At 63.7% G+C, this 24,091-nt stretch carries 22 protein-coding genes; 11 read left to right on the forward strand and 11 right to left on the reverse strand.

The window, feature by feature from the left end:
* Nucleotides 1-4 precede the first annotated feature (4 nt).
* Nucleotides 5-1,042, reverse strand: a complete 1,038-nt coding sequence (locus M0639_RS13150; RefSeq protein ID WP_007732813.1) for an alpha/beta fold hydrolase — start codon at nt 1,040-1,042, stop codon at nt 5-7.
* Nucleotides 1,043-1,223: 181 nt separating this feature from the next.
* Complete coding sequence (locus M0639_RS13155) at nt 1,224-2,183, reverse strand: proteasome assembly chaperone family protein (RefSeq protein ID WP_003942198.1); 960 nt, start codon at nt 2,181-2,183, stop codon at nt 1,224-1,226.
* Between the two features lie 355 nt (nt 2,184-2,538).
* Here M0639_RS13155 and M0639_RS13160 point away from each other — a divergent pair, with 355 nt between their 5' ends.
* Together M0639_RS13160 and M0639_RS13165 are read left to right on the forward strand one after the other, a co-directional pair.
* Nucleotides 2,539-3,294 carry a sensor domain-containing protein gene (locus M0639_RS13160; protein WP_058038710.1) on the forward strand — a complete coding sequence of 252 codons (756 nt, stop codon included), beginning with the start codon at nt 2,539-2,541 and terminating at the stop codon, nt 3,292-3,294.
* 155 nt (nt 3,295-3,449) lie between these two features.
* Entirely contained in the window at nt 3,450-4,583 is a 1,134-nt protein-coding gene (locus M0639_RS13165; RefSeq protein ID WP_197486226.1) for a DUF4192 domain-containing protein, read from the forward strand.
* Here M0639_RS13165 and galE read toward each other — a convergent pair.
* Together galE and M0639_RS13175 are read right to left on the reverse strand one after the other, a co-directional pair.
* Nucleotides 4,580-5,569 (reverse strand): UDP-glucose 4-epimerase GalE, encoded by a 990-nt coding sequence (galE, locus tag M0639_RS13170; protein ID WP_003942257.1) that lies wholly within the window; start codon nt 5,567-5,569, stop codon nt 4,580-4,582. The genes M0639_RS13165 and galE overlap by 4 nt on opposite strands.
* 8 nt (nt 5,570-5,577) lie before the next feature.
* Entirely contained in the window at nt 5,578-6,264 is a 687-nt protein-coding gene (locus M0639_RS13175) for an iron-dependent transcriptional repressor DtxR (RefSeq protein WP_003942150.1), read from the reverse strand.
* 176 nt (nt 6,265-6,440) lie between these two features.
* Between M0639_RS13175 and M0639_RS13180 the strand changes: the two genes are divergently transcribed.
* The gene (locus M0639_RS13180) at nt 6,441-7,712 is read left to right on the forward strand and encodes an acetoin utilization protein AcuC (protein ID WP_003942159.1); all 1,272 of its coding nucleotides are present in this window, start codon (nt 6,441-6,443) and stop codon (nt 7,710-7,712) included.
* Nucleotides 7,705-10,416 (forward strand): bifunctional acetate--CoA ligase family protein/GNAT family N-acetyltransferase, encoded by a 2,712-nt coding sequence (locus tag M0639_RS13185; RefSeq protein ID WP_063316509.1) that lies wholly within the window; start codon nt 7,705-7,707, stop codon nt 10,414-10,416. Before M0639_RS13180 ends, M0639_RS13185 begins: the two co-directional genes overlap by 8 nt.
* Before the next feature lie 124 nt (nt 10,417-10,540).
* On the opposite strand, the gene M0639_RS13190 is transcribed toward M0639_RS13185, so the two are convergent.
* The 3 genes from M0639_RS13190 to M0639_RS13200 all read right to left on the reverse strand — a co-directional run bounded on the left by M0639_RS13190 (nt 10,541) and on the right by M0639_RS13200 (nt 13,557).
* On the reverse strand, nt 10,541-11,512 hold the full coding sequence (locus tag M0639_RS13190) for a sigma-70 family RNA polymerase sigma factor (protein ID WP_003942639.1): 972 nt from the start codon (nt 11,510-11,512) through the stop codon (nt 10,541-10,543).
* A 159-nt stretch (nt 11,513-11,671) separates the two neighbouring features.
* Nucleotides 11,672-13,171, reverse strand: a complete 1,500-nt coding sequence (locus tag M0639_RS13195) for a DUF7782 domain-containing protein (protein ID WP_054188517.1) — start codon at nt 13,169-13,171, stop codon at nt 11,672-11,674.
* Nucleotides 13,172-13,197: 26 nt separating this feature from the next.
* Nucleotides 13,198-13,557: a DUF3099 domain-containing protein gene (locus tag M0639_RS13200; RefSeq protein ID WP_003942638.1), complete on the reverse strand. Its 360-nt coding sequence runs from the start codon at nt 13,555-13,557 to the stop codon at nt 13,198-13,200.
* Between the two features lie 83 nt (nt 13,558-13,640).
* Between M0639_RS13200 and M0639_RS13205 the strand changes: the two genes are divergently transcribed.
* Nucleotides 13,641-13,877 (forward strand): DUF3039 domain-containing protein, encoded by a 237-nt coding sequence (locus M0639_RS13205; protein WP_003942602.1) that lies wholly within the window; start codon nt 13,641-13,643, stop codon nt 13,875-13,877.
* Here M0639_RS13205 and M0639_RS13210 read toward each other — a convergent pair.
* Nucleotides 13,850-15,112, reverse strand: a complete 1,263-nt coding sequence (locus M0639_RS13210; RefSeq protein ID WP_030536891.1) for a YihY/virulence factor BrkB family protein — start codon at nt 15,110-15,112, stop codon at nt 13,850-13,852. The two genes, M0639_RS13205 and M0639_RS13210, sit on opposite strands and share 28 nt — an antisense overlap.
* A 256-nt stretch (nt 15,113-15,368) precedes the next feature.
* On the opposite strand from M0639_RS13210, the gene M0639_RS13215 reads away from it, so the two are divergent.
* Complete coding sequence (locus M0639_RS13215) at nt 15,369-17,147, forward strand: DEAD/DEAH box helicase (protein WP_020907558.1); 1,779 nt, start codon at nt 15,369-15,371, stop codon at nt 17,145-17,147.
* 133 nt (nt 17,148-17,280) lie between these two features.
* Here M0639_RS13215 and M0639_RS13220 read toward each other — a convergent pair whose 3' ends face one another.
* On the reverse strand, nt 17,281-17,472 hold the full coding sequence (locus M0639_RS13220; RefSeq protein WP_003942643.1) for a DUF7455 domain-containing protein: 192 nt from the start codon (nt 17,470-17,472) through the stop codon (nt 17,281-17,283).
* Nucleotides 17,473-17,706: 234 nt separating this feature from the next.
* Here M0639_RS13220 and M0639_RS13225 point away from each other — a divergent pair, with 234 nt between their 5' ends.
* The 4 genes from M0639_RS13225 (at nt 17,707) to M0639_RS13240 (ending at nt 20,664) form a co-directional block, all read left to right on the forward strand.
* Complete coding sequence (locus M0639_RS13225) at nt 17,707-18,084, forward strand: DUF952 domain-containing protein (protein WP_007732832.1); 378 nt, start codon at nt 17,707-17,709, stop codon at nt 18,082-18,084.
* Between the two features lie 86 nt (nt 18,085-18,170).
* Nucleotides 18,171-18,653, forward strand: a complete 483-nt coding sequence (locus M0639_RS13230) for a cation:proton antiporter regulatory subunit (protein ID WP_021344116.1) — start codon at nt 18,171-18,173, stop codon at nt 18,651-18,653.
* 7 nt (nt 18,654-18,660) lie between these two features.
* Nucleotides 18,661-19,833 (forward strand): cation:proton antiporter, encoded by a 1,173-nt coding sequence (locus M0639_RS13235; RefSeq protein WP_003942634.1) that lies wholly within the window; start codon nt 18,661-18,663, stop codon nt 19,831-19,833.
* A gap of 21 nt (nt 19,834-19,854) precedes the next feature.
* Nucleotides 19,855-20,664 (forward strand): tyrosine-protein phosphatase, encoded by an 810-nt coding sequence (locus tag M0639_RS13240; RefSeq protein WP_064075380.1) that lies wholly within the window; start codon nt 19,855-19,857, stop codon nt 20,662-20,664.
* A gap of 69 nt (nt 20,665-20,733) precedes the next feature.
* Here M0639_RS13240 and M0639_RS13245 read toward each other — a convergent pair whose 3' ends face one another.
* Both M0639_RS13245 and ppgK read right to left on the reverse strand, forming a co-directional pair.
* Nucleotides 20,734-22,158, reverse strand: coding sequence for an RNA polymerase sigma factor (locus M0639_RS13245; RefSeq protein WP_370333980.1), 1,425 nt, complete (start codon nt 22,156-22,158; stop codon nt 20,734-20,736).
* 112 nt (nt 22,159-22,270) lie between these two features.
* A complete protein-coding gene (gene ppgK / locus M0639_RS13250) occupies nt 22,271-23,038 on the reverse strand; it encodes a polyphosphate--glucose phosphotransferase (protein WP_064075385.1) in 768 nt (255 codons plus the stop codon).
* A gap of 169 nt (nt 23,039-23,207) precedes the next feature.
* Here ppgK and M0639_RS13255 point away from each other — a divergent pair, with 169 nt between their 5' ends.
* On the forward strand, nt 23,208-24,086 hold the full coding sequence (locus M0639_RS13255; protein ID WP_042920008.1) for an inositol monophosphatase family protein: 879 nt from the start codon (nt 23,208-23,210) through the stop codon (nt 24,084-24,086).
* Nucleotides 24,087-24,091: the final 5 nt, after the last annotated feature.

Here is a 24,091-nt window from a genome sequence, read left to right on the forward strand (position 1 = left end):
TAGATCAGGTTGCGCTTCGCTCGTCCGAGCCCATGGCGTCGAGCACCGCCATGCGGGTGGACGACGTTCCGGTGATGGTGTTCTCGCCGACCCCGGAGATCAGCATGTGGCGCCAGCGAGCCTCGTCGAAGACGAGTGGTGCGGTGCTGGAAAGAAAATCTTCGACGATCTGCAGGAAACGCATCGGATCGTCGCGGAACGGGAAGTGGCCCGAGCCGCGGAAGACTTCGAGGCGTGAGTTCGGCATCGCCGCGTGCGCGAGATGAGCGTGGGAGACGGGAATGACGGAGTCGTCGTCGCCCCAGATCAGTTGAACCGGCAGATTCTCGGTCAGATAACAGCGGTCGAGCATCGTGACCACCTGTCCGCGCCAGTCCACGACGGCCCGCAGCGTACGAAGGTAGGCCTCGTAGGCAGTGGGGTCGGGGAGATCAGCGAGCACGCGAATCAGGTCCGGTGTGTCGTGCAACATGGTGCCGGGACGCAGATTTGAACCGTGAACTACTCCGGCAAGGTTCCCGGCCATCCGGACGAGCGGCATTGCACCAGGTATCCGGAGCAGCTTTACCACCTCGTTGACCACCGGAACGGACATGAGGCGCAGCAGCGGATGGACGTCCTTGGTGACGCCACCGGCCGAGACCAGCACGAGGCGATCCACCATGTGTGGGAATTGGTAGGAGAACTGCATCGCTACGCCGCCGCCGAGCGAGTGCCCGATGACGGTGACGTGCTCGATGCCGAGCGTCGACAGAAGATCCCGCATGCCGTTGGCGTACGCGGCTACCGAGTAATCCGCGCGTGGCTTGTCGGAACGGCCGTGACCCAACAGGTCAGGTGCGATGACCGTGTACTTCTTGGCGAGGTGGGGAATGATCTCGGTCCACGTCGACGAGTTGTCGCCGATTCCGTGCAGGAGCAGTACTGCCGGACCCTCGCCGGCTATCCGAAATGCGCGTCGGTAGCCGTGAATCGTCCGGAACATCATCCGCGGTTCCTCGTCGGGGACCGGTCGGAGCTGACGGTTCCGTGGTCTGCTCATGTCGCCTCCTGGCTCGGCGTGTGACCACGTTGACTGTCTGCTCCAGTTGTTGAGCCGTCAACGAAAATCACACAGAGTTTGAGGCTATCCGACGGATGTGTCCTGAACAACAGCCCAGGTAACGGAGGGGTTGCGGAATGCGCACAATGTCGAATTATGCGCCCCGCCCGTCACATTTTAGTCAGTTGTCGCCTCGATCGAGGTCTCCAGCTGAGCCGAAGTCGTCATTTCCTGCCTGTTCGGCCAGGAACTTTTCGAACTCTGCGCCGATCTCGTCACCGCTGGGAAGGTCGGCCTCGCCGGCCAGAAGGGACGACTGTTGTTCCTGAGCGGCGACAAAAGTGTCGTATTGACGCTCCAAAGCGTGGACTACAGTCTGAACTTCTTCGTTCCCGGCTATGTGCTCGTTAACCTGTTCCCGAACGCGCGCCGCGGCCTCACCCAGTGCAACCAAGGGCAACTCCAGATCCGAAACCTCGGAAACGTTTTCGAGCAAAGTTTCTGCGGCGCCCGGGTAGTCCGTTTGCGCGAGGTAGTGGGGGACATGCACCGAAAAGCCCATCGCCTCGTGCCCGTGCTGAGACATACGAAGCTCGAGCAGTGATGATGCGCTGCCGGGAACCTGCAGTTCACCTGACCAACGCTGATGGTCCTGGATCAGGTCCTTGTTGGTCGAATGTGCTGTCACACCCAGCGGTCGGGTGTGCGGGATTGCCATCGGAATCGCGTTGAGCCCGATGGTTCGACGCACTCCCAACTGTTCGGACAACAGACGAACGGCTGTAGTGAACCGCTCCCACTTGAGGTCCGGTTCCATCCCCGCGAGCAGCAGGAACGGCGTGCCGGCCGTATCGCGCAGTGCGTACAGATTGAGCGCCGGAGCGTCGTAATCGGAGAAATGATCGGCCTTGAACGTCATCGTCGGTCGACGTGAGCGGTAGTCGATCAGCTCGTCGACAGCAAACGACGCGACAAGCTCGGTCTCGAGGCTTTCGCGCAGATGCGTCGTCGCCAACTTCACGGCGTGACCGGCGTCGGAGTAACCCTCGAGTCCGTGAATCAGGATCGGTCCCTGGCCGTCGGCAGCCGCCAACTGGGGCGCCGGAAATTCCAGCTCGTACATCCTCGACTGTTCGTCCATCGCAGTCCCCTTCGCTCTTCGGTCTTGATCTCAAGTGTCCACTATCGGCGCACGCGCGACAGCATCGGAGTCAGGTGCCCGACAGCACTGGATCAGACGTTCATCGGTAAGAACACCGAGTCGGTGACCGATCATTCCCGATCCGACGAGACGGGCGTTCGCCGAGAGCGAAGCTGAGCGGTATCTTTCGACACTTGGCCTGGGCGTTCGCTAGATGTCGGGTGCGCGGCTTCGGACATGGCAGAGTGGAACACAAGGTCGGCACGGCCGATTTGTCCGAAATGGATTGGTCGATTGTCGGGATCGGTCGAGTGCGGAGGCTTACATGCGGGTGTGTCCACGATCGTCCAGGCGAGTGGCCGCATGCTCACTTGCTGCGGTGGCCGCCGTTGCACTACTCGCGGGCTGCTCCGGGTCGGTCCAAGGAGCACCCGTTCCGGACTCCGCGCCGGCGACTGCCGGTGCGACCGACAGCGGCACGGCGGCGCCGAGTACGACGGCTGCACCCAAATCCTCGACGCCGAAATCTACCTCTCCGAAAACGGCGGCACCGCTGTCCGAACTGCTGCTGACTCCCGAGGAATTCCCCGAGCCCTTCGGCGCTGTTGTGCTGCCCCCGCAGGCCGTTCCGATGGCAGCGCCGGATCTAGTCGGCGTCCCGCGCGGTGCCACCGTCGATCCGTCCGAATGTGAGCCACCGGAACAGGATTACGGTCCGAACGGGACCGTGATGGCGGTCGGGACCGACAACGCGACGAGGGCAACGATTTCGGTTGAACTCACGAAGGTCGATGCACCACTGGACGAGTTGGAAGCGCAAACTCGGCAGTGCCCGTCCATGACTGTCACTGCGAACGGCATCACTACGGCAGTGACGACGGAAATTCTTCCGCCGTCGCCGATCGATGCCGACAAGACGATGTCACTTCGCCGCACTGTCGTGTCCCCCAAGGCCACAGCCGGTGATCAGACGATGCTGACCTTGATCGCGCAGGTCGGCGACGTACGGGTGGCGACAACACTGATGACGTTCGGTTCTGCGACGCCCTCGACGGCACCGCTGGATCAAGCGTTCACTGCAGCCGTGCAGAAGGTCAAAGCAGGCAAGTGATTTCGCAGCACACAGGTACGACAAGTAGCGGAGCTGCTCGGTGCGGCGCGGTACTTGGTCCCCAACAAATGCGGTAATCCACAGACGAGTTGGACGCAGCTGTTTTCCCTGGTCGAGCAGACGGCCGGGTCAGGGTGATCAGCGACGGTGTGTGCATGACGACATCACCTCTTCCGGGAGAATTCGAATTCTCCGACGACGACCTTGCCGCCCTTCTCGGATGCGTCGAACGCGTCTCCGATCCAGGCGAATTGATCGCGGCAATACCCGCACTCCTGGGCTTCCACCCGTCCAACTCTGTGGTTGCGCTGTCTCTGATGGGCGCCTCCGCCTCGACGCTCGGACCAGTGATGCGGCACGACTACTTTCCCAGTGTCAGGGGAAAGCCCGCGAGGCAGATGAGCGCGGCGCTGCGCCAGTTCGCCGCCGTCTGTGACGGGGAAGGCGCGCGTGCGGTCGTTCTCGTGGTGATCACCGATTGCTCGGCAGCTGAAACTCTGATCGATGAAACCATCGAGCTGGCCGAGGTATTCGAAGACATGCTCGGCGGAACCTGCGTCGAGCTGGCCGACGTATTGTGCACGGCCGCAATAGAATCTGGCCAGCCGTGGACGAGCGTCATGCGTTCGATTCACCGCGGCACCCTGCCAGACCCGGCATCTTCGTCGGTTGCGGCAGCACAGGTGTTGGGCGGGAGGGTCATTCGCCGTTCGCGTGAGGAACTGGTCCGGTGGGTACACGGCGCCGCTCGCAATCACGACACGATTGCCCGACTGATCGCGAGCCGACGAGAGTCGAGCGCGCACAGAGGGGGACCGAGCGGTGAAACCGCAGTTCAGCGCCGGATCGATCTGGTGTTGGAACATGTCCGCCGTGTCGAGGCAGGCGCTCACCGCCCTGACCCGCAGGAATGCGCCGATCTGGTGGTCGCATTGACGGACGTACGCGTGCGCGACGTGGTGCTGGGATTGGCGATCACGTCCGTTGCGGCACATGCTGAGCAATTGTGGCTCGTGCTCACCCATGAAGTCCCGTTGCCCGAACGAGCTTGGCCGGCAACACTTCTCGGCTTCTTTGCATACGTGCGTGGCGACGGACCTCTGGCAGGTGTTGCGCTGTCGGCCGCGCTGTCGGCCGATTCGGAACACACCTTGGCGGGATTGCTGGATCTATCGCTGCAATCCGGTATGCGCCCCGACGGAATCCGTGACCTCGCGGCCGTCGGATTGTCCATCGGGGAATCGCTCGGAATCACCGGCTTGCCGCCGGCACTGCCGAATGGAAGCTAGCGAGCAGCGTGTGAGCGGTCGCCCAGATCCTGGAGGAACTGCCATGCGTCGGCGACGATGACGTCGAGATCGGTACGCGTGGGCGTCCAACCCAGCTCGGCAATCGCCTTGTCGCTCGATGCGATCAGTACTGCCGGATCACCCAGCCGTCGTGACGCGTCCTCGACGTTGATCGGCAGGCCGGTGACCCGCGCACAGGCGGCGATCACCTCGCGCACGCTGAAGCCGGCACCGCTTCCGAGGTTGTAGATGCGGTGCTCGCCGGGAACCGAGGATTCGAGCGCCAGTAGATGTGCTTCGGCGAGGTCCAGCACGTGGATGTAGTCGCGTACCGCGGTTCCGTCCGGCGTGGGCCAGTCGGTTCCGAAGACCGAGATCTTGTCCCGCTGTTCGAGCGCGACCTGCAGGACGAGTGGAATCAGGTGGGTTTCGATCACCCGGTTCTCGCCGGCGGACTTGTACGCACCTGCGACGTTGAAGTAGCGCAAGCTCGTCGCACCGAGGCCGTGGGCGATCGAGTACGAGGTGATCGCATGATCGATCGCGAGCTTGGTCGCGCCGTACGGATTGGTGGGGCGGGTCGGAGCGGTCTCCACGATGGGTGACTGCTCCGGTTCGCCGTACGTAGCGGCGGTGGACGAGAACACGAGGCGGGGAGTACCGGAGACACGGATAGCCTCGAGCAACTCGATGGTCGTGACGACGTTTCCGCGCCAGTACTTTTCAGGGTGAAGCACCGATTCGCCCACCAGCGACTGCGCTGCGAAGTGAAGCACACCGTCGAAAACCGGTGAACCCGCACTGCCGAGGACGTCGGCAGCAAGCGCTCCCACGTCTCCTTCGATGAACTCGGCACCGGCAGGCACCGCGTCGGCATTTCCGGTGGAGAGGTCGTCGATGACGACAACCTCGTGTCCACGCTCGAGCAACACAGTGCTGCACACACTGCCGACGTAACCGGCGCCGCCGGTGACCAGGAGTTTCATCTACTTCCTCAGACCTGCTTGACCTGAACGGCGTGAGCCATTTCCTCGGACAGGTCGAACCCGCTGTGACCCGGCACGATGATCGTCACCGAGCCCGGACGGGTTTCGACCGTCACCCTGGCGTCGGGAACGACGCCGGCGTCACGCAGCTGCGCGATCACCTCGGGATCGGACTGCACGTGCTCGGCCAGTCGCCGAACGACCACAGCTGTCTGTGCGCCGTGCGGAATATCGGTCAGGCGCACCAATGTTTCGGTGGTGGCAACCGGGCCGTCGAGTCCCAACTGGTCCAAGCCCGGAATCGGGTTGCCGTAGGGCGACGTCGTGGGGTTGTTCAGAACGACGACGAGCCGACGCTCGACCTCCTCGCTCATCACGTGCTCCCAACGGCATGCCTCGGCATGTACGTCTTCCCATTTGAGACCGATGACGTCCACCAGCAGGCGCTCTGCCAACCGGTGCTTACGCATGACAGAGATCGCGAGATCGCGACCCTTGTCGGTGAGTTCCAGATGTCGATCGCCGGCGACCATCAGCAAGCCGTCACGCTCCATACGCGCAACAGTCTGGCTGACGGTGGGTCCGCTCTGTTCGAGCCGTTCGGCGATCCGCGCCCGGAGTGGGACTACGCCCTCTTCTTCCAAGTCGTAGATCGTCCGGAGATACATCTCCGTGGTGTCGACTAGATCCTTCACACTCAACCCCTTCGTCAGTTGATCATTCTACCGTTCAGTTCGTGGTTCCGGTGCCGCCTCCACCGCGGCGAGTCCAGCGCGTGTCCGAATTGGATTCGTGTCACTCGATCTCGGTCTCCGAAGCGGGCCACGAGTGTGGTGTGCAGCACGAAACGAGAAGGAAGTAGCGTGATCCCATGACCGCGTCGATCAGATCTGACGGGGACCCCGCGGCGTCTCGAGCGAATCGAGTCGTGGTGTGGAGTCCGGAGTACCTGAGCTATCGGTGGAGCGCCGATCACCCGATGAATCCCACTCGCCTCGATCTCACGATGGCACTCTCGCGAAGCCTCGGACTTCTCGAGGGCATCGAATTTCTCGAACCGAGTGCCGCGTCCGATGCCGACCTCCTCAGAATCCACACACCGGCATATCTTGCAGCGGTCAAAGACGCGGGTAACTCTGCGAACAACGGTGTGAGCGGCCAGGATGTTCCCCACGGGCTCGGTACCGAGGACAACCCGGTCTTCCCGCACATGCACGAAGCCAGTGCGATCCTCGCCGGCGGCTCGCTGGCCGCAGCGCAGGAAATCGCTTCGGGACGTACGAGGCGCGCGGTCAGCATCGGCGGCGGCATGCACCACGCGATGGCGGATTGGGCCTCTGGATTCTGCGTCTACAACGATGCGGCGGTTGCGATTTCGTGGCTGCTCGACAACGGCTACGACCGCATCGCCTACATCGACGTCGACGCTCACCACGGCGACGGAGTGCAACATGCGTTCCTCGGGGACCCGCGGGTGCTCACGGTCTCGCTGCATCAGCACCCGGCAACCTTGTGGCCGAACACCGGATGGTCGAGCGAGGTCGGCGACGGGGCCGCCGAAGGTACGGCGGTGAACATCCCGGTGCTGCCCGGAACCGTCGACGCGTTGTGGCTGCGTGCATTTCACGCCGTCGTCCCGGGAGCCATTGCAGCCTTCCGCCCGCAGATCATCATCAGCCAGTGCGGAGTCGACTCGCACCGCGAGGACCCGCTCGCGGATCTCGCCCTCACCGTCGACGGTCAGCGCGCCGCGTTCCTGGCGATGCGTGACCTCGCCGACCGCTACTCCGAGGGGCGGTGGCTGGCAGTCGGAGGCGGGGGATACGGACTGGTGCGCGTCGTGCCGAGGGCATGGACTCACTTGATCGCTGCAGCCCTCGATCGCGAGATCGACGTCGACACCGCTGTCCCGGAAGACTGGAAGGAATCGACGAAGCTGCGAGCGCCGAGCGTCGACCTCCCGCCGACCATGGGGGACGGCGGCGATGTCGCCTACACGCCGTGGGACGGCCCGGGTGGTACACCGGAGACAGGTGTCGCCTCGGTGGACCGTGCACTCACCCGTATCGACTCGGCGATCATCGCGACACGTCGCGCTTCGTTCCCGCTACTCGGACTCGACCCGGAGGATCCCCGTGACTGAACAGTCCGATACCGAAGCTGTCGGCGGCGAGGCGAGCGGCCAGGCGCCGAAGACCGACCCCGCTCACACCTATCCCCATTCCTGGGTAGTCGATGTTCTCGCCTCCGACGGCGGAGCGGTGGCGTTGCGACCCATCGTTCCCGAAGACGCGGACAAGCTCGTCGAATTCCACGGCAAACTCTCCGAGCGCACCCGGTATCTGCGCTACTTCGGCCCGTACCCCACGATGTCGGCGCGCGACGTCAAGAACTTCACGACGGTCGACCACCACAACCGTGTGGCGTTCGTGATGATGCTCGGCGACGAGATCATCGCGGTGGGTCGATACGAGCGACTGCTCGACGTCGGTGACGGAAAGTCTGCCGAGGTCGCCTTCGTCGTCGCCGACGCACACCAGGGGCGCGGCCTCGGCCCGATCCTGCTCGAGTACCTGGCAGCGGCAGCGGCCGAGAACGGTCTGACGATGTTCGTCGCCGAGGTCCTCTCCGAGAACCGCAACATGGTGACGGTGTTCCGTGAGGCGGGGTATCAGGTGAGCCGCTCTTTCGACGGTGGCGTGCTGAGACTCGAATTCGCGATCGACCCGACGGAAGCGCTTGTTTCAGTACGCAATTCGCGTGAGCGGGCAGCTGAGGCCCGCAGCATGGGAAACGTGCTCAGCCCGCGATCGGTGGCGGTGATCGGCGCATCAGCGGACCCGGCCAAAGTGGGTAACGCGGTGTTGACCAACCTGCTGCGCGGCGGATTCACCGGACCGGTCTATCCCGTCAACGCGGAGCATCGTTCGGTACACGGCGTTCGGGCATATCCGACGGTTCGTGACATCCCCGACGACGTCGATCTCGCCGTCGTGGCTGTACCTGCAGAATCGATCAATTCGGTACTCGACGACTGCCTCGACAAGGGCGTCAAAGCGCTGGTGGTCGTCTCGTCGGGCTTCAGTGAGAGTGGTCCGGACGGGCGCTCGTCCGAACGCAAACTGGTCCATGCAGCGCGCGCTCACGGTATGCGCCTCATCGGCCCGAATGCGCTGGGTGTCGCGAACAACGACCCGGCGATTTCGTTGAATGCGACGCTCGCGCCGGTCTTGCCGGTGGCAGGCAACGTCGGCTTCTTCTGTCAGTCCGGCGCGCTCGGTATCGCCATTCTCGACGAAGCCGCGCGCAGCCGAATCGGATTGTCCGCCTTCGTTTCCGCCGGTAACCGTGCGGACGTCTCGGGTAACGACCTTCTGCAGTACTGGGATTCCGACCAGTCCACCGAAGTGGTCCTTCTCTATCTGGAGAGCTTCGGCAACCCACGGAAGTTCTCTCGCATCGCGCGTCGAGTTGCGCGGAAGAAGCCGATCGTCGCAGTGAAGAGCGGTCGGCACGCGGTTCCGCCGGTGCTCGCCGCCACCGGAGTCGAGATCGACGATTCGATCGTCCGCGCCCTCTTCGAACAGGCGGGCGTCATTCAGGTCGGGTCCATTTCACAATTGTTCGACTGCGCCTTGCTCTTCGGATACCAACCGTTGCCCGCCGGCCCCCGGCTTGCGGTCATCGGCAACTCGACCGCGCTCGGTGTCCTTGCTGCGGACGCGGCCCGCAGTGAAGGTCTGCAGGTCAGCGACCCGGTCGACCTCGGCGCCCAGGCGAGTCCGGAACTGTTCGCCACTGCCGTGCGCGACGCTTTGGCGTCGTTCGACGTCGATGCCGTCATTGCCGTCTTCGTTCCTCCGGTCGCCATTCCGGTCGAGCCGTTCGCGAAAGCACTCAAGGACGCCGTCGCAGGCTCGGACAAGCCGATTCTCACCACGTTCCTCGCAGCTGAGGGTGTGCCGGACGTCCTGGCGGTTCGTGACGAAGTCGGTAACCCGACCCGCGGTTCGGTGCCGTCCTACCCGGGGCCGGAGCGTGCCGCCCTGGCGTTGGCGAGGGCTTGGCGATATGCGGAGTGGCGCAGCAAGCCTGCGTCGAAGGTGGTTCGCCCCGTGGGTATCGACTCCGAGCGAGCCCAGAAGATGGTGGCAGATTGGCTTGAAAACTCTCCTGGCCGTTGGCTTTCAGATGTGGAAGCGGCGGCGCTGCTCGAGTGTTACGGGGTCGCCGTCGTCGAATTCCGTTCGGTCCTGAGCGAAGACGAAGCAGTAGAGGCAGCGGATGCTGTCGGCTACCCGGTCGCGGTCAAGGCAACCGGCGAAATGTGGCGACACCGACCGGATCTGGGCGGCGTCAGGCTGGATCTGAGTGGACCGGAATCGGTGCGCCTCGCTTACCGAGATCTTGCGGCCGCGTCGGGTGAACCGCTGCTGCACGTGCAGAAAATGGCAACCAAGGGCATCGGATGTGTGGTTGGTGTCCAAGACGACCCGTCGTTCGGTTCGCTGATCTCGTTCGGGCTTGCCGGTGTGATCTCCGATCTCCTCGGTGACCGTGCCTATCGCGTACTGCCTCTCACCGAGGACGCTGCTACGGAATTGATCGACGCGCCCAAGGCCGCGCCGCTTCTCTCCGGATACCGCAACGCCGTTCCGGTCAACAAGGGTGCGTTGGTTGATCTGGTTCAGCGCATCTCGGCGCTGGCCGACGACATTCCCGAAGTCCGCGAACTGGCCTGTGAGCCGGTACTCGCTTCGGCTACCGGCGCGGAGATCACCGATTCACGTGTCCGAATCGGACCTGAGCCGAGCGCAATCGACCTGGGGCCCAGGCGGCTGCGGTAGACACAGTGAACAACACCGGCCACCGCACATTCCCGAGGGGGAGGGAAGTAGCGGTGGCCGGTGCTTTGTGCGGTGCGTCAGCGCGAGTGGTGTGGCGCGCTGACGCACGTGCTGTGTTGTTTGATCAGCTCGCGTAGGACCGCAATTTCTCGGCGCGATCGCCGACGCGGAGCTTGCCCATGACCTCACGCTCGATCTGACGAACCCGCTCACGCGAGAGGCCGAAGAGCTTGCCGATCTGATCGAGGGTGCGGGGCTGGCCGTCGTCGAGACCGTAGCGAAGTCGGATGACCTGCTGCTCCCGCTCGTCGAGCGTCCCGAGCACGCTGCGCACATCGCTGTGAAGTAGACCGGCGATGACGGCGTTCTCGGCCGAGGTCGCCTCGGAATCTTCGATGAAATCGCCCAAGGGCGCTTCTTCGTCGTTGCCCACAGGCATGTCCAGGCTTACCGGGTCGCGGCTGTGGTCGAGCAGGTCGGCAATCTTGTGCGCCGGGATGCCCGACTCTTCGGCCAACTCGTCGTCCGTGGCTTCTCGCCCGAGCTGCTGGTGCAGTTCGCGCTTGATGCGGGCGAGCTTGTTGACCTGCTCCACGAGGTGGACTGGGAGCCGGATGGTGCGGCTCTGATCAGCCATTCCGCGGGTGATTGCCTGACGGATCCACCAGGTGGCGTACGTCGAGAACTTGAAGCCCTTGGCGTAGTCGAACTTCTCCATCGCACGGATGAGTCCGAGGTTGCCTTCTTGAATCAGATCGAGGAGCGGCATGCCGCGGCCGGTGTAGCGCTTGGCCAGCGACACGACGAGTCGCAGGTTCGCTTCCAGGAGGTGGCTACGTGCCGACTGTCCCTCGCGAACGATCGTTGCGAGATCCCTCTTCTTGGCGACTGTCAGGCGCTTTCCCGTGGCAAGGACGTGGCTGGCGTACAGCCCCGCTTCGATTCGCTTCGCCAGTTCGACCTCGTCTGCTGCTGTCAGCAGTGCAGTACGACCGATCCCGTTCAGGTAGACGCGGACCAGGTCTGCGGCCGGGCTCTGGGCGTCCAGATCTGCGGCGCTCGGACGAATGCGAGTAGTGGTGCTGGGGCTTGTCATGACTTGCCTCCCTATCGGCGGTCTCTCACACAGTTCAACGTGTGAGAGTTCCGGGAAAGTTCCCGTGCCGATTTCCGCTAAATCGCCGTGACCTGCAGTTATTTCCCAGTCGTCCTGAGAAGTTGCTGAGAACACAAAAATCTGCAACTCACCGGGAACTCAGTTCGTGACGGGAAGCACCAACCCGTGCCGAACCAGCGAGACCATCATTGTGACGACGGCCTCACGTAGCTGGTCCGGGTCTTCGCCGTTCGCCGCGGCAAGAAGTTCGATCAATTCGTCGACCACCAGTCCATCAGCTCGGAGTCCGGCCAACAGCGCAGCACCGAGCTCGTCGATCTCGTGCTGCCAGTGCGGTCCGTTGCCGCGGTGCACACGCGTGACCACTTGTTGCCATCCCTCGTCACCGGGGAGGTAGACGCGTTCGAGAGCCGTGTCCGGATCGAGGACGAAGCGTTCCTCGAGGACGTCGTGTTCACGCAACCAGGCAAGACGGTCGAAGTAAGCGAGCGCCTCGGCCCCGAGCGGGTCCGAGAAGCCGTGCATGAGGTCCTCGGCCATCAGGTCGGTGGGGGAGTCGGTGCGGCGAAGGAACACGAAACCGAAGCCGACGCCCTCGACGTCGGATTCTTCGAGGTGATCCAGCCAGGCGTTTGCTCTCGATGCCGTTTCCGGATCTCGCGGATCCTGCCCGCCGTCCTTGAGCCACGTACCGACGTACAGAGCCGGATCCGCGACATCGCGCTGGACCACCCAGGCATCGACGCCGTGGGCCGGCAGCCACGACGCGATCCGCGACCGCCAGTCCTGCCCTTCGACGTGCACCCAGGACGCCAACAGAGCTGCCGTGCCGCCGGGGTTCAGGTAGTCGATCGATTGCGAGATCATCAATTCGCTCGCACCGTCGAGATCGAGGCCGGAATCGCGGTACGTGTGATGGACGCGTGCCTCGCCGACGACAAACGGCGGATTGGCGACCACCTGGTCGAAGGTTCGACCCTCGACGGGTTCGAACCAGGACCCTTGAAGGAGTTCGACGTCCAGTCCGTTGAGGGCCATGGTTGCTGCCGTGAGGTCGACAGCACGTTGATTGATGTCGGTTGCGGTGACCGAATCGGCGTACGTGTTCGCGTGCAGGGCTTGGATGCCGCATCCGGTACCGAGGTCGAGCACGCTGCCGACCCTCGCGGTGGGCGTGGCCTGCAGCAAGGACAGTGACGCATGCCCGACGCCCAGCACATGATCGGCCGTGGCCTTCTTGGGACGGATTCCGCCGTCGAGATCCGAGATCACCCAACGATCGCCGTCGCCGACGTCGATGGGGCGAAGATCCACCGCGGCCCGCACGAGCGGATTCTCACTGTCGAAGTTCTCACCTTCGAGCAGACCGGCGTCGACGCACTGCGCGATTGTCAGCGGAGCCAGCGCCGCGGCGACGTCGCCCGCCGGGCAGTCATCGGCGAGAAGGAACAGTCTGATGAGAACGCCCAGGTCCCCGAGTTCTCGGGTGGCGCGGCGCACGGGCACCGGCTCACTTCGACCGAGAGCAGCGTGAACTTCGGGACCCAACGCCTCGAGCATGGTTCCGGTGTCGAATCGATTGCGAAGCAGAGCCTCACGCAGCGCAGGGGTGATGGACAGGAGCGTTTCGCTTCTCACCCTGTCATTCTCGCAGGCGGAACTTGTCAGCCTTCGATGGTGTGGTGCGTCGCGGATTCGATCTCGCCTGCGGTCTTCTTTCGTCCGTCGTATCGACTCGGTTCGTCCTTGGTGCGCGGTGGTCGGTCGTTGGCGATCAGGACGGCGATCCAGGGAAGCGGAATGGATGCACCGATGATGAGCATCGAGATCCAGGCGTTGGCCCAGATGCCGTACGCGATCGCCGCGAGGATCAACGCCGGGAACCGGAAGGACATGATGATCATGTACTTGCGCACTCGGGCTTTGTGCTGTTCTTCGACGGACTGCTGCGCTTCGGTGATCAGTACGGGATTGTCGGGAGTCCCGGCCTCGTCGGACCTGCCGAACGCGCCATTTCGTGCCATGACTCCACTGTTCCACTCTCGGCCGACAATTGCACACGACCCGTGGGTCGCACCGCTGTGACGGAGACGGCATTATTGGAGGGGTGAGCACTCAAACCAAGGAACGTCCCGACGTCTCCACCGACGAAACGACCGACGACGACACCCCGAAGTTCTTCCACTACGTGAAGAAGAACAAGATCGCCGAGAGCGCCGTCATGGGAACCCATGTCGTCGCGCTGTGCGGTGAGGTGTTTCCCGTGACGAAGTCCGCCAAGCCGGGATCACCGGTGTGCCCGGACTGCAAGAAGATTTACGAAGGACTCCGTAAGGGCGACTGACCTCGGGTCAGGCGAGCGGGAGTACTTCCGGAGCTCGGCGGATCGACAGCCTCGACGCAGTCGGCCGCCGGGCTCTTCGCGTCTGCGTGCGGTTCATCGCAGGGATCTTGGTCGACGCACGAGTTCTGGCGCGACTCCGATTGTCTGCTCTCGGTTTGTCTGCTGCGGGGCCGCCCGTACGAGGGGACCGTGGCCGGGTCCGCTTTGTCGCCCGAGATGCGGATAGGGCTGGTGGCCAGGTGCCAGGTCAGATTGGTGACCGGACCGGTCTTTTCGTCGGTGTTCTGAGCCGCAAGCCACTCTCGCATCTGCTCCATCCGAGTGGCACGAGCGGGCCAGAACTCCTGAACCGTCGCGTTGAACTCGGCGCCGAGCACGACGGCAAAACCGAGGAAGAACGTGAAGAGCAGAAACGCGATCGGCGTTGCCAACGCGCCGTACGTGTAGCCGGTGCTGGTGACGAATCCCAGGTACCAACGCAATCCGGTGCTGGCGGCCATGAAGAACACACCAGCGACCAGGGCGCCCGCGAGCAGCCGATGCCACGGCAGCGACTTCGGCAGAGCGACCTTGTAGAGCGTCGTGAGGCCGATGATCACCAGCAGACCGACAGCAGGGTAGTAGAACGTGTCGACCAGATTCGATCCGACCACGTACCAGGAGGCCGGCAGTGCTCGCCCGACGAGCGTCGGCCCCAGAGCTACCAGTGGCAGGATGAACACCGCCATCACCAGGAACATCACGTAGAGAAGCAGGGCGAAGATGCGCTGCCAGATGGGATTGCGCGCATCCTGCTGACCGTGTGCTTCCACGATCGAGTCGACGAACGTACTGATCGCCGATGATCCCGCCCACAGGGAGAGCAGGAAGCCCACCGAGATGATCTCCGGTCGTCCGCGTTGAAGGACGTCCGTCACCGTCGGGCGGATGATCTGGTCGACGACGCTTTCGCTGAAGATCGTTCCGCTGAACGTGACGATCTTGGATTCGATGATCTCGACGGTGTTGGGTCCGAACCACCCACCGATGTAGCCGATCATTCCCAGAAGGCCGAGCAGCAGGGGAGCAAGCGACAGCGTTTGCCAGAACGCGGCCGTAGCCGCCTTTCCGAAGATGGAATCGTCCCAGGCCTTGCTCAGGGTTCGACCGATCAACTGCCCGGTGCGGCGTAGCGGATGCCATCTGCGGTGGTGCAGATCACTTCCGCTCGACTTCTCGCCTCGCGCTTCACTCATGATGTCTCCAGCATCCCTGACGACACACCCGGTTGCCCAACCATGGCGCCGACGTGTCGCACATTTCTGAGACAATTCGCGTGCAGGTCGGCAGGACGCGAGAGAAGCGAAACCTCGCCGGCCGGAGTGAGAACGGCCATGAGTACGCGCTTCGAGTGCGGCTTTCGTCGGTGGCGGCGGCTAGGCTCGTCGCCGGACATTGATGAAAATTCGAGGAGCGCGAGACAACAGTGCGATTCCAGTGGAGGCGCGGCCTATGACGTCTGAGACCGTGGCAGCCGAGTTCGGCAATTCGCCCGAACCCGCCGGAGCTCAATCCGCGGGAACCCAACCTGGCGCCCCTACCGGTTCCCTTCGTGCATGGCAGCGCCGTGCACTGACCAAATACCTTTCCAGCAGTCCGCGTGACTTTCTGGCGGTCGCAACGCCGGGAGCAGGTAAGACCACCTTCGCTCTGCGGGTAGCTTCGGAATTGCTCCGTGACCGGACGGTCGACCAGATAACCGTCGTGGCGCCGACCGAGCACCTCAAACACCAGTGGGCGGAGTCCGCACAGCGCTCCGGCCTCGCATTGGACTCGCGGTTCTCCAACTCGACCGGCCAGACCTCGAGTGACTATCACGGCGTCGTGCTGACCTACGCCCAGGTTGCCTCGCACCCGTCGAAGCATCGTGTGCGGACCGAGGGCCGCAAGACGCTGGTCATCCTCGACGAGATCCACCACGGCGGCGACGCCAAGAGCTGGGGCGACGCCATTCGTGAAGCTTTCGGCGACGCGACCAGGCGTCTCGCACTGACCGGAACCCCGTTCCGCAGTGACGACAGTGCCATTCCTTTTGTCGAGTACGAGCCGGACAAGGAAGGTCTGCTCCGCTCGAAAGCCGACCACTCCTACGGATATTCGGATGCCCTCAAGGACGGCGTGGTTCGCCCCGTCGTGTTTCTCGCCTACTCGGGCGAGGCACGGTGGCGAAACAACGCCGGCGAGGAATTCACCGCTCGACTCGGCGAGCCGCTGAGCGCCGAGCAGACGACTCGGGCCTGGCGAACTGCCTTGGACCCTGCCGGCGACTGGATTCCTGCCGTGCTGCAAGCAGCAGACACCCGTTTGGCGCAGCTGCGCAGTACCGGTATGCCCGATGCCGGCGGACTTGTCATCGCGACGGACCAGACAGTGGCCCGCGAGTACGCGAAGGCCCTGACAGCGATCACCGGCGAACAGCCGGCTGTCGTGCTGTCCGATGACCCCACCGCGTCCAAGCGAATCGCCGAATTCGGTGCGAGCGACCAGAAATGGATGGTCGCGGTCCGCATGGTGTCCGAGGGTGTCGACGTTCCCCGTCTGGCGGTCGGTGTGTACGCGACCAGCGCGTCGACTCCGCTGTACTTCGCTCAGGCGATCGGGCGCTTCGTGCGCTCGCGTCGTAAGGGCGAAACTGCCAGCGTCTTCCTGCCGTCGGTGCCGGTGCTTCTCGACCTTGCCGCACAGCTCGAGGCCCAGCGTGATCACGTACTCGGCAAGCCGCATCGTGAGAAGGACGGCCTCGAAGACGACCTGCTCGCCGATGCGAACAAGCAGAAGGACGAGCTGGGCGAGGAGGAGAAGGCGTTCACGTCCCTGGGCGCCGATGCCGAACTCGACCAGGTGATCTACGACGGATCGTCCTTCGGTACCGCGACATTCGCCGGAAGTGACGAGGAAGCCGACTACCTCGGTCTGCCAGGTCTACTCGACGCCGATCAGATGCGGGCGTTGCTGCGTCAACGCCAGCAGACACAGGTCGAGGCCAACTCGGCCAAGGCTGCCGCCCCGCAACCCACGGCGGCAGTGGTATCCGATCGAGCGGCCACGGCAGATCAGCTCGGTGCGCTCCGCAAGGAGCTGAACGGGTTGGTGGCGATGAACGTCCACCGCACCGGTAAGCCGCACGGCATCATTCACGCAGAACTGCGCCGGGTGTGCGGCGGTCCGCCGACGGCCATCGCTACTGTCGATCAGCTGACCGAACGCATCGCGATTCTCCGCAGCTGGTAGCAGCCGATACCGGTCCCGCACGCTTCGCGTGCTTGCGACCCCGGAACGGCAGAACGGGCGATCACAGTGACTGTGATCGCCCGTTCTGGCGTTCATGGCGCGCCTCGTGAAGAGGCCACCCCCGGCTGACAGGTCAGATTGCGGGTTCGCTTTCGGAGACGACGGCATTCATCTCGCGAAGTCGATCCGCGTGTTCGGTTGCGTGGTGTCCGCAGAAGAGAAGCTCGCCGCCGGTGGGAAGCACGGCGCGTACGCGTGCTCCGGCACCGCACCGGTCGCACCGGTCGGCAGCGGTCAACTGTGGGCTGGTCAGTGTTCCGGGCATGACTCCTCCGTACTGGCTTTGCGGCATTCGGGCCGCGTGCCTGGGGCCTGGTCCGCCGCGTCGGAATGGCGCGGTAGATCCACTCTTACAGACGTTTGGGGTTTACGGGTTGTTCCCGAAGGCGTTTCTTAGTGTTGTGTCTCACTGGAAATGCGCTGGGCAGGCATTCTCGGGTGAAGATTGTTCGCTGACAGCTGATTCGGATCGCCGACCTCAGCCCGATATTCTGGGCGGATGAACCCGGGACGCGAACCACTTGTCGACGAGAGCGTCGAGTTGCTCCACATGTGCACGCGCGAGGAGTGGGCGCGGGCACAACAGCTCGGTGAACGTATCCCCGACGGATTCGAGGCGGAGGGATTTGTCCACATGTCGACTCCGGCGCAAGTTCATCTCCCGGCCAATCGGATCTTTGCCGGCCGTGACGACATAGTCCTTCTGGCTATCGATCCGGCCTTGCTCGGCGGTCAGGTCAAGTACGAACCGGGTGTCCCCTCGGACCCGGAATCGATGCGATTCCCGCATCTGTACGCCCCGATTCCCGTCGCAGCCGTCACCGCTGTCGTCGAGTATTTTCCGGGCGAGAACGGCGTGTTTTCGCCGGTTCGGTAGGTCGCCGGTTGGCCGGTCGTGAACTGTGCCCTGCGGATTACGGCCCTCCCGCGATGCAGGTCACCGATCGGCGCTACCGTTGGTATATGAACGTAGAAGTCACCCCACTACCGGGGATCGGGACGCGCAAGGATTTTGTTCTGTCTTCCGGTCGTCGCGTGGGTGTCGTCACCCATCGGGACGGTCATACCGACCTCATCGTTTCCAAGGCAGACGACCCTGACGCGTGTGCTGCCTCGCTGCCTCTGACCACCGAGGAAGCGGCAGCGCTCAGCAATCTCCTGGGTGCCCCCCAGCTCGTTGCTCAGCTCGAGGAAGAGCACCGTGATCTTCCGGGCATTCGAACCAAACAGCTCTACATCAAGGACGGTTCTCGCTACGACGGACAGACCCTCGGGGACACCGGCATGCGCACGCGTACCGGAGTGTCCATCGTCGCCGTCATGCGGGCAGGACAGGTGAGCCCGTCTCCGAACCCCGACTTCACGTTCACCGGGGGAGACCTTCTCGTGGCAGTCGGAACGCCGGACGGTTTGGCTGCAGCGGCAAAAATCTTGGCCAACGGCTGACTGGCGCGTGGACACAACCACCCTCGCACTGATCGAACTCGGCGCGGTCTTCTTCGCGCTCGGACTGCTCGGACGGCTCGCTGCTCGCGTCGGCATGTCGCCGATCCCGTTCTACCTGATCGGCGGCCTGTGCTTCGGACAGGGCGGTTTCATCCAGCTCGGCGACATCGGCGAGTTCTCCCATCTGGCAAGTGAGATCGGGATCGTCCTGCTCTTGCTGCTGTTGGGGCTCGAATACACTGCGGCCGAGCTCGTCACCGGTCTCAAACGCTCGCGGGTAGCCGGCATCGTCGACATCGTCCTCAACGCCACACCTGGCGCGGTTGTCGGCTTGATGCTCGGTTGGGGCGTCGTGGGGGCGACGGTCATGGCCGGCGTCACCTACATCTCGTCTTCGGGAATCATCGCCAAGGTGCTCAGCGACCTGGGGCGCCTCGGTAACCGCGAGACACCGGTCGTGCTGTCGATTCTGGTGTTCGAAGACCTGGCGATGGCGCTGTACCTGCCGATTCTGACCGCGATGCTCGCGGGCGTGAGCTTCATGGGCGGGCTCGAAGCGGTCGGGATCTCGTTGTTGGTCATCACCGTGGTTCTTGTCGTGGCCCTCCGATACGGACGGTACGTCTCCGCCCTCCTCGACAGTCCCGACAGTGAGACGCTCCTGCTCAAGCTGCTCGGTGCCGCACTGTTGGTCGCCGGCATCAGTTCGGCGATGCAGGTGTCGGCGGCTGTGGGCGCATTCCTCCTCGGAATCGCGATCTCGGGGTCGACGGCGCACAATGCCAGTCGCGTGCTCGAGCCCCTTCGAGATCTGTTCGCCGCAATGTTCTTCGTGGTCTTCGGTCTCAACACCGATCCCAGTTCCATTCCGCCAGTCCTCGGATGGGCCGCGATCCTGGCAGTGGTCACGGCGATCACGAAGCTGGTAACCGGCGCTTGGGCGGCCAGACGTCAGGGTGTCGCGCGAATGGGTCAGGCGCGCGCCGGTGCCGCTCTGATCGCCCGCGGTGAGTTCTCCATCATCATCGCAGGCCTCGCGGTGTCCGCAGGCGCCGTCGACGCCGAACTTGCCGCATTGGCAACTGCTTACGTGCTCCTGATGGCGGTCATCGGCCCGGTGGCGGCAAGAGTTATCGAACCGGTCGCCTCGTTGTACATCAAGGTTCGTACGAAGTCCTGATTGCGGTCCTATTCTGTCCGGATGTCGAACAGAATCGCCCGTCCCGCCGCGACCGCTCTGTGTGCGCTGATCATCTCGTGTGCACCGGTCCCGGCGCTCGCCGGTGGAATTCCCGCTCTCGACCACGCCGGACCCACAGCTGCGCAGGTTGCCGCGGATCGATCGCTACACCTCGAGGGTGCGTCGAACGCGCGTGACATCGGTGGCTACGACGCCGCGGACGGGCAGACCGTTCGGTGGGGGAAGGTATTTCGCTCGAATGCCCTCGACAAGCTGACACCGTCGGATCTCGCGTCGTTGAGCGAACGCGGAGTGGAATCGGTCGACGACTTCCGTACGGTCGTCGAACGAACGCTCTCGCAGGATCGCCTTCCGAACGGGGCGCGAAGCAACTGGTTCGACGTCATCGGAACCAACCCCGCCAACCTCCCGGCGCTGGTGGACATGCCGACGATGTACGCGTTGATGGTGACCGATCCGGGGGCGAGCCGCGCATTCCACGACGCGCTGGTGAACGTCGCGAACACCGACAGTGCAGTCCTCTACCACTGCTCGGCGGGCAAGGACCGTACCGGTTGGATGACCGCAGTTCTCCAGACCGTCCTCGGCGTGAGTCGCACCGACGTGAACGCCGATTACATGCTCAGCAATCAGTACCTCACCGGACCCCGCACGGGGAGCGCGTTCATCGACGGCGTCGAACAGTCTTGGCTGGACACGTCTTTCGCCACGGTGGATCGGGTGTACGGCAACTTCGACAACTACGTCCGGGACGGCCTTCAGTTGAGCGAGGACGATGTCGCACAACTCCGGGACACACTCTTGGTCTGAGGCGGCAAACGCACAAGAGCCGCTCTCCGGCGATCCGGAGAGCGGCTCTTGTGTGCATAGCTGGTGTGACTAGTCGAGGTAGTCGCGCAGAACCTGCGAACGCGACGGGTGGCGCAGCTTCGACATCGTCTTCGATTCGATCTGGCGGATACGCTCACGCGTGACGCCGTAGACCTGTCCGATTTCGTCTAAAGTCCTCGGCTGACCGTCGGTGAGACCGAAGCGGAGGCGAACCACGCCGGCTTCGCGCTCGGACAGCGTCTCGAGTACCGACTGCAGCTGATCCTGCAGCAAGGTGAACGAGACGGCATCGACTGCGACAACAGCTTCGGAGTCCTCGATGAAGTCACCGAGCTGGCTGTCGCCCTCGTCGCCGATGGTCTGGTCGAGAGAGATCGGCTCACGCGCGTACTGCTGGATTTCCAGCACCTTCTCCGGCGTGATGTCCATTTCCTTGGCGAGCTCTTCCGGCGTGGGCTCACGGCCCAGGTCCTGGAGCAGCTCACGCTGGATACGGCCGAGCTTGTTGATGACCTCGACCATGTGCACCGGGATACGGATGGTGCGAGCCTGGTCGGCCATTGCGCGGGTGATGGCCTGACGGATCCACCACGTGGCGTAGGTCGAGAACTTGTAACCCTTGGTGTAGTCGAACTTCTCGACTGCACGGATCAGACCGAGGTTGCCTTCCTGGATGAGGTCCAGGAACGCCATACCGCGGCCCGTGTAGCGCTTGGCCAGCGAGACGACCAGGCGGAGGTTGGCCTCGAGGAGGTGGTTCTTGGCGCGGTTGCCGTCGCGGCAGATCCAGCTCATGTCGCGTCGCTGAGCCGCAGGCAACTTCTCGCCCTTGTCAGCGAGGTCCTGCATGATCTGCACGGCGTAGAGGCCGGCCTCGATGCGCTTGGCCAGTTCGACTTCCTCTTCGGCGTTGAGGAGTGCGACCTTGCCGATCTGCTTGAGGTAAGCGCGAACCGAGTCGGCGGACGCCGTCAGTTCGGCATCCTTGCGTGCCTGACGGAGAGCCTCGGACTCTTCCTCGTCCCAGACGAAGTCGCCGGAAGCCTTGTCCTTCTCGGACGGCTCTGCAGCGGTCTCTTCGTCTTCGCCGACTGCTACGACCTCGACGACATCGGACTCGACCTCGGCAAGGTCGCCGTCCGTGATGTCGATGTCTTCCAACTCGACATCGCCGTCTTCGGCGTCAGGATCGCCGGCCTTCTTGGGGCTGGCCTTCTTAGCTGCTGCCTTCTTGGCCGGAGCTTTCTTGGCCGGAGCCTTCTTTGCTGCTGCCTTCTTGGCGGGGGCCTTTTTCGCCGGAGCCTTCTTGGCTGCCGGAGCGGTGACGGTGGCCGCCTCCACGGCTGGAGATTGTGGCTCTGACTCTGATGGAGAATCAGCAGTCTGACGTGTATCGGTGGCTGCCACGTACGCCCTTTCGTGACGGTGTCGTGCGGCGTCACGCCAGAGTGGTGATCCGGCGGAGAGGTCAATGGTTGTTGGCCGGCGCGCAGCCGGACTTCACCATTGTAACGACTCTCAGGAAACTCTTACGTCACGGCGGGCCGTAACAGGTAGATTTTCCGCTTTTCACGTGCAGGTTTTCTCATCCGGCGACGGGGGCCGGCCTGGTCAGTCCGACCGATGCGAGCGCAGCTCCGGCGATTCCCGCGGTGTTGAGGAGGGTGGCGGGGACGACCTTCGTGCGGTTGGTCAGGTGCGGAATCCACTTCTCGTGCTTGCGGCTGATTCCGCCTCCGGCGATGAAGAGATCTGGCCAGAGCAGGTTCTCGAAGGTGGTCAGAACTCGCGAGACCTCGACCGCCCACTCCTTGTAGCTCCAGTCCTTCTTCTCCTTCACCGACGACGCCGCCCGGTGCTCGGCTTCCTTGCCGTCGACCTCGAGGTGGCCGAACTCGGTGTTGGGCAACAGAACTCCGTTGTGCAGCACGGCAGATCCGATTCCGGTGCCGAAGGTCAACAAGATCACGACGCCGGAGGTGTCTTTGCCCGCTCCGAACGAGTCCTCGGCGATTCCGGCAGCGTCGGCGTCGTTGAGGACGGTGACCTCGCGCCCGCCCAGCGCCTTGCCGAACAGGGCGGTGGCGTCGGTGTCGATCCAGGACTTGTCGATGTTCGCGGCGCTTCGCGCGACGCCGCCGGTCACGACAGCGGGCAAGGTGATGCCGACCGGACCGGTCCACTTGGCCTGCTCGACGATCTCGGCGACAGTGCCCGCGATCGCATCGGGTGTGGACGGCTGCGGGGTCAGGATCTTGATGCGGTCACCGATCATTTCCCCGGTGCTCAGGTCGATCGTGCCGCCCTTGACGCCGCTGCCGCCGACGTCGATCCCGAAACCTGTGGTTGTCATCGTCCTGCGCTCCTGAGTGTCGAATTCGAGGTCACGATCTACCGTTGCAAACACTAACCCGAACGAGGACCCGGGCGCGTCCTCTCGAACCGCCCGCCTCGAGACGTTCGAGTGGTGCCCCTCGGTAGAGATGTGTTGCGATGGTCCGGTGCGCCCTTCAGAAAGAACGTTGCCCGACTTTTCCGCCGATTCTCTGGACCCCGCACAGTTGCGGGAAGTAGCCGTAGCCGTCGCCGAACGCGCAGCCGAACACGTCCGCTTGCGTCGGCCCGAGGTATTCGGCCTGGTGGGTTCCGGTGCCGCCGAGGGTGGTTCGGTTGCGGCGAAGAGCACGCCCACCGATCCCGTCACGGTTGTCGATACCGAAACCGAACAGGTGATTCGCGACCTTCTGGCGCAATGGCGGCCTGCAGATTCGATCCTGGGTGAGGAAGGTGGCGGAGACACCGACGATTCCGCGGGAGTTCGGTGGGTTGTCGATCCCATCGACGGCACGGTGAATTTTCTCTACGGAATCCCCGCGTTCGCCATCTCGGTGGCCGTACAGATCGACGGGGTCTCGGTAGCCGGGGCTGTCGTCGACGTGTCGTTGGAAACCACGTACGCCGCGCATCGGGGCGGCGGTGCAACCATGACCACGGCCGACGGCGTCGTCAGCGACCTGCAAGCCAATGAGGTGACCGAGCTGTCAATGGCGCTGTTGGCCACCGGCTTCGGTTACGGAGCGGATCGCCGGAAGGTGCAGGGCACGTTGATCGGGCAGATCCTGCCGCAGGTTCGCGACATCCGACGCATCGGTTCGGCGGCTTTGGATCTGTGCATGGTTGCCACCGGCCGGGTCGACGCTCACTTCGAACACGGACTGAGTCCATGGGACTGGGCAGCCGGCTCCTTGATCGCTTCCGAAGCGGGCGCCGTCATCAACGTCCCGGCGCCCAATTCCACGTCGGCCGACGGCGATGTCGTTTACGCAGTCGCTCCGGCGATCGCCGAGCAGTTCGCGCACATGCTCAGTTCGATCGGCGCAGATCAGCCGATTCCGAGCTGAGGCCT

This window comes from Rhodococcus qingshengii JCM 15477 (assembly GCF_023221595.1).
Lineage (GTDB): Bacteria > Actinomycetota > Actinomycetes > Mycobacteriales > Mycobacteriaceae > Rhodococcus_F > Rhodococcus_F qingshengii.

What these genes read in the sequence shown, in the direction of transcription:
- M0639_RS13150 (WP_007732813.1), bottom strand. Translation starts at nt 1,042, where the DNA reads ATGAGCAGACCACGGAACCGTCAGCTCCGACCGGTCCCCGACGAGGAA.
- M0639_RS13155 (WP_003942198.1), bottom strand. Translation starts at nt 2,183, where the DNA reads ATGGACGAACAGTCGAGGATGTACGAGCTGGAATTTCCGGCGCCCCAG.
- M0639_RS13165 (WP_197486226.1), top strand. Translation starts at nt 3,450, where the DNA reads ATGACGACATCACCTCTTCCGGGAGAATTCGAATTCTCCGACGACGAC.
- galE (WP_003942257.1), bottom strand. Translation starts at nt 5,569, where the DNA reads ATGAAACTCCTGGTCACCGGCGGCGCCGGTTACGTCGGCAGTGTGTGC.
- M0639_RS13180 (WP_003942159.1), top strand. Translation starts at nt 6,441, where the DNA reads ATGACCGCGTCGATCAGATCTGACGGGGACCCCGCGGCGTCTCGAGCG.
- M0639_RS13190 (WP_003942639.1), bottom strand. Translation starts at nt 11,512, where the DNA reads ATGACAAGCCCCAGCACCACTACTCGCATTCGTCCGAGCGCCGCAGAT.
- M0639_RS13200 (WP_003942638.1), bottom strand. Translation starts at nt 13,557, where the DNA reads ATGGCACGAAATGGCGCGTTCGGCAGGTCCGACGAGGCCGGGACTCCC.
- M0639_RS13210 (WP_030536891.1), bottom strand. Translation starts at nt 15,112, where the DNA reads ATGAGTGAAGCGCGAGGCGAGAAGTCGAGCGGAAGTGATCTGCACCAC.
- M0639_RS13215 (WP_020907558.1), top strand. Translation starts at nt 15,369, where the DNA reads ATGACGTCTGAGACCGTGGCAGCCGAGTTCGGCAATTCGCCCGAACCC.
- M0639_RS13220 (WP_003942643.1), bottom strand. Translation starts at nt 17,472, where the DNA reads ATGCCCGGAACACTGACCAGCCCACAGTTGACCGCTGCCGACCGGTGC.
- M0639_RS13225 (WP_007732832.1), top strand. Translation starts at nt 17,707, where the DNA reads ATGAACCCGGGACGCGAACCACTTGTCGACGAGAGCGTCGAGTTGCTC.
- M0639_RS13230 (WP_021344116.1), top strand. Translation starts at nt 18,171, where the DNA reads ATGAACGTAGAAGTCACCCCACTACCGGGGATCGGGACGCGCAAGGAT.
- M0639_RS13240 (WP_064075380.1), top strand. Translation starts at nt 19,855, where the DNA reads ATGTCGAACAGAATCGCCCGTCCCGCCGCGACCGCTCTGTGTGCGCTG.
- ppgK (WP_064075385.1), bottom strand. Translation starts at nt 23,038, where the DNA reads ATGACAACCACAGGTTTCGGGATCGACGTCGGCGGCAGCGGCGTCAAG.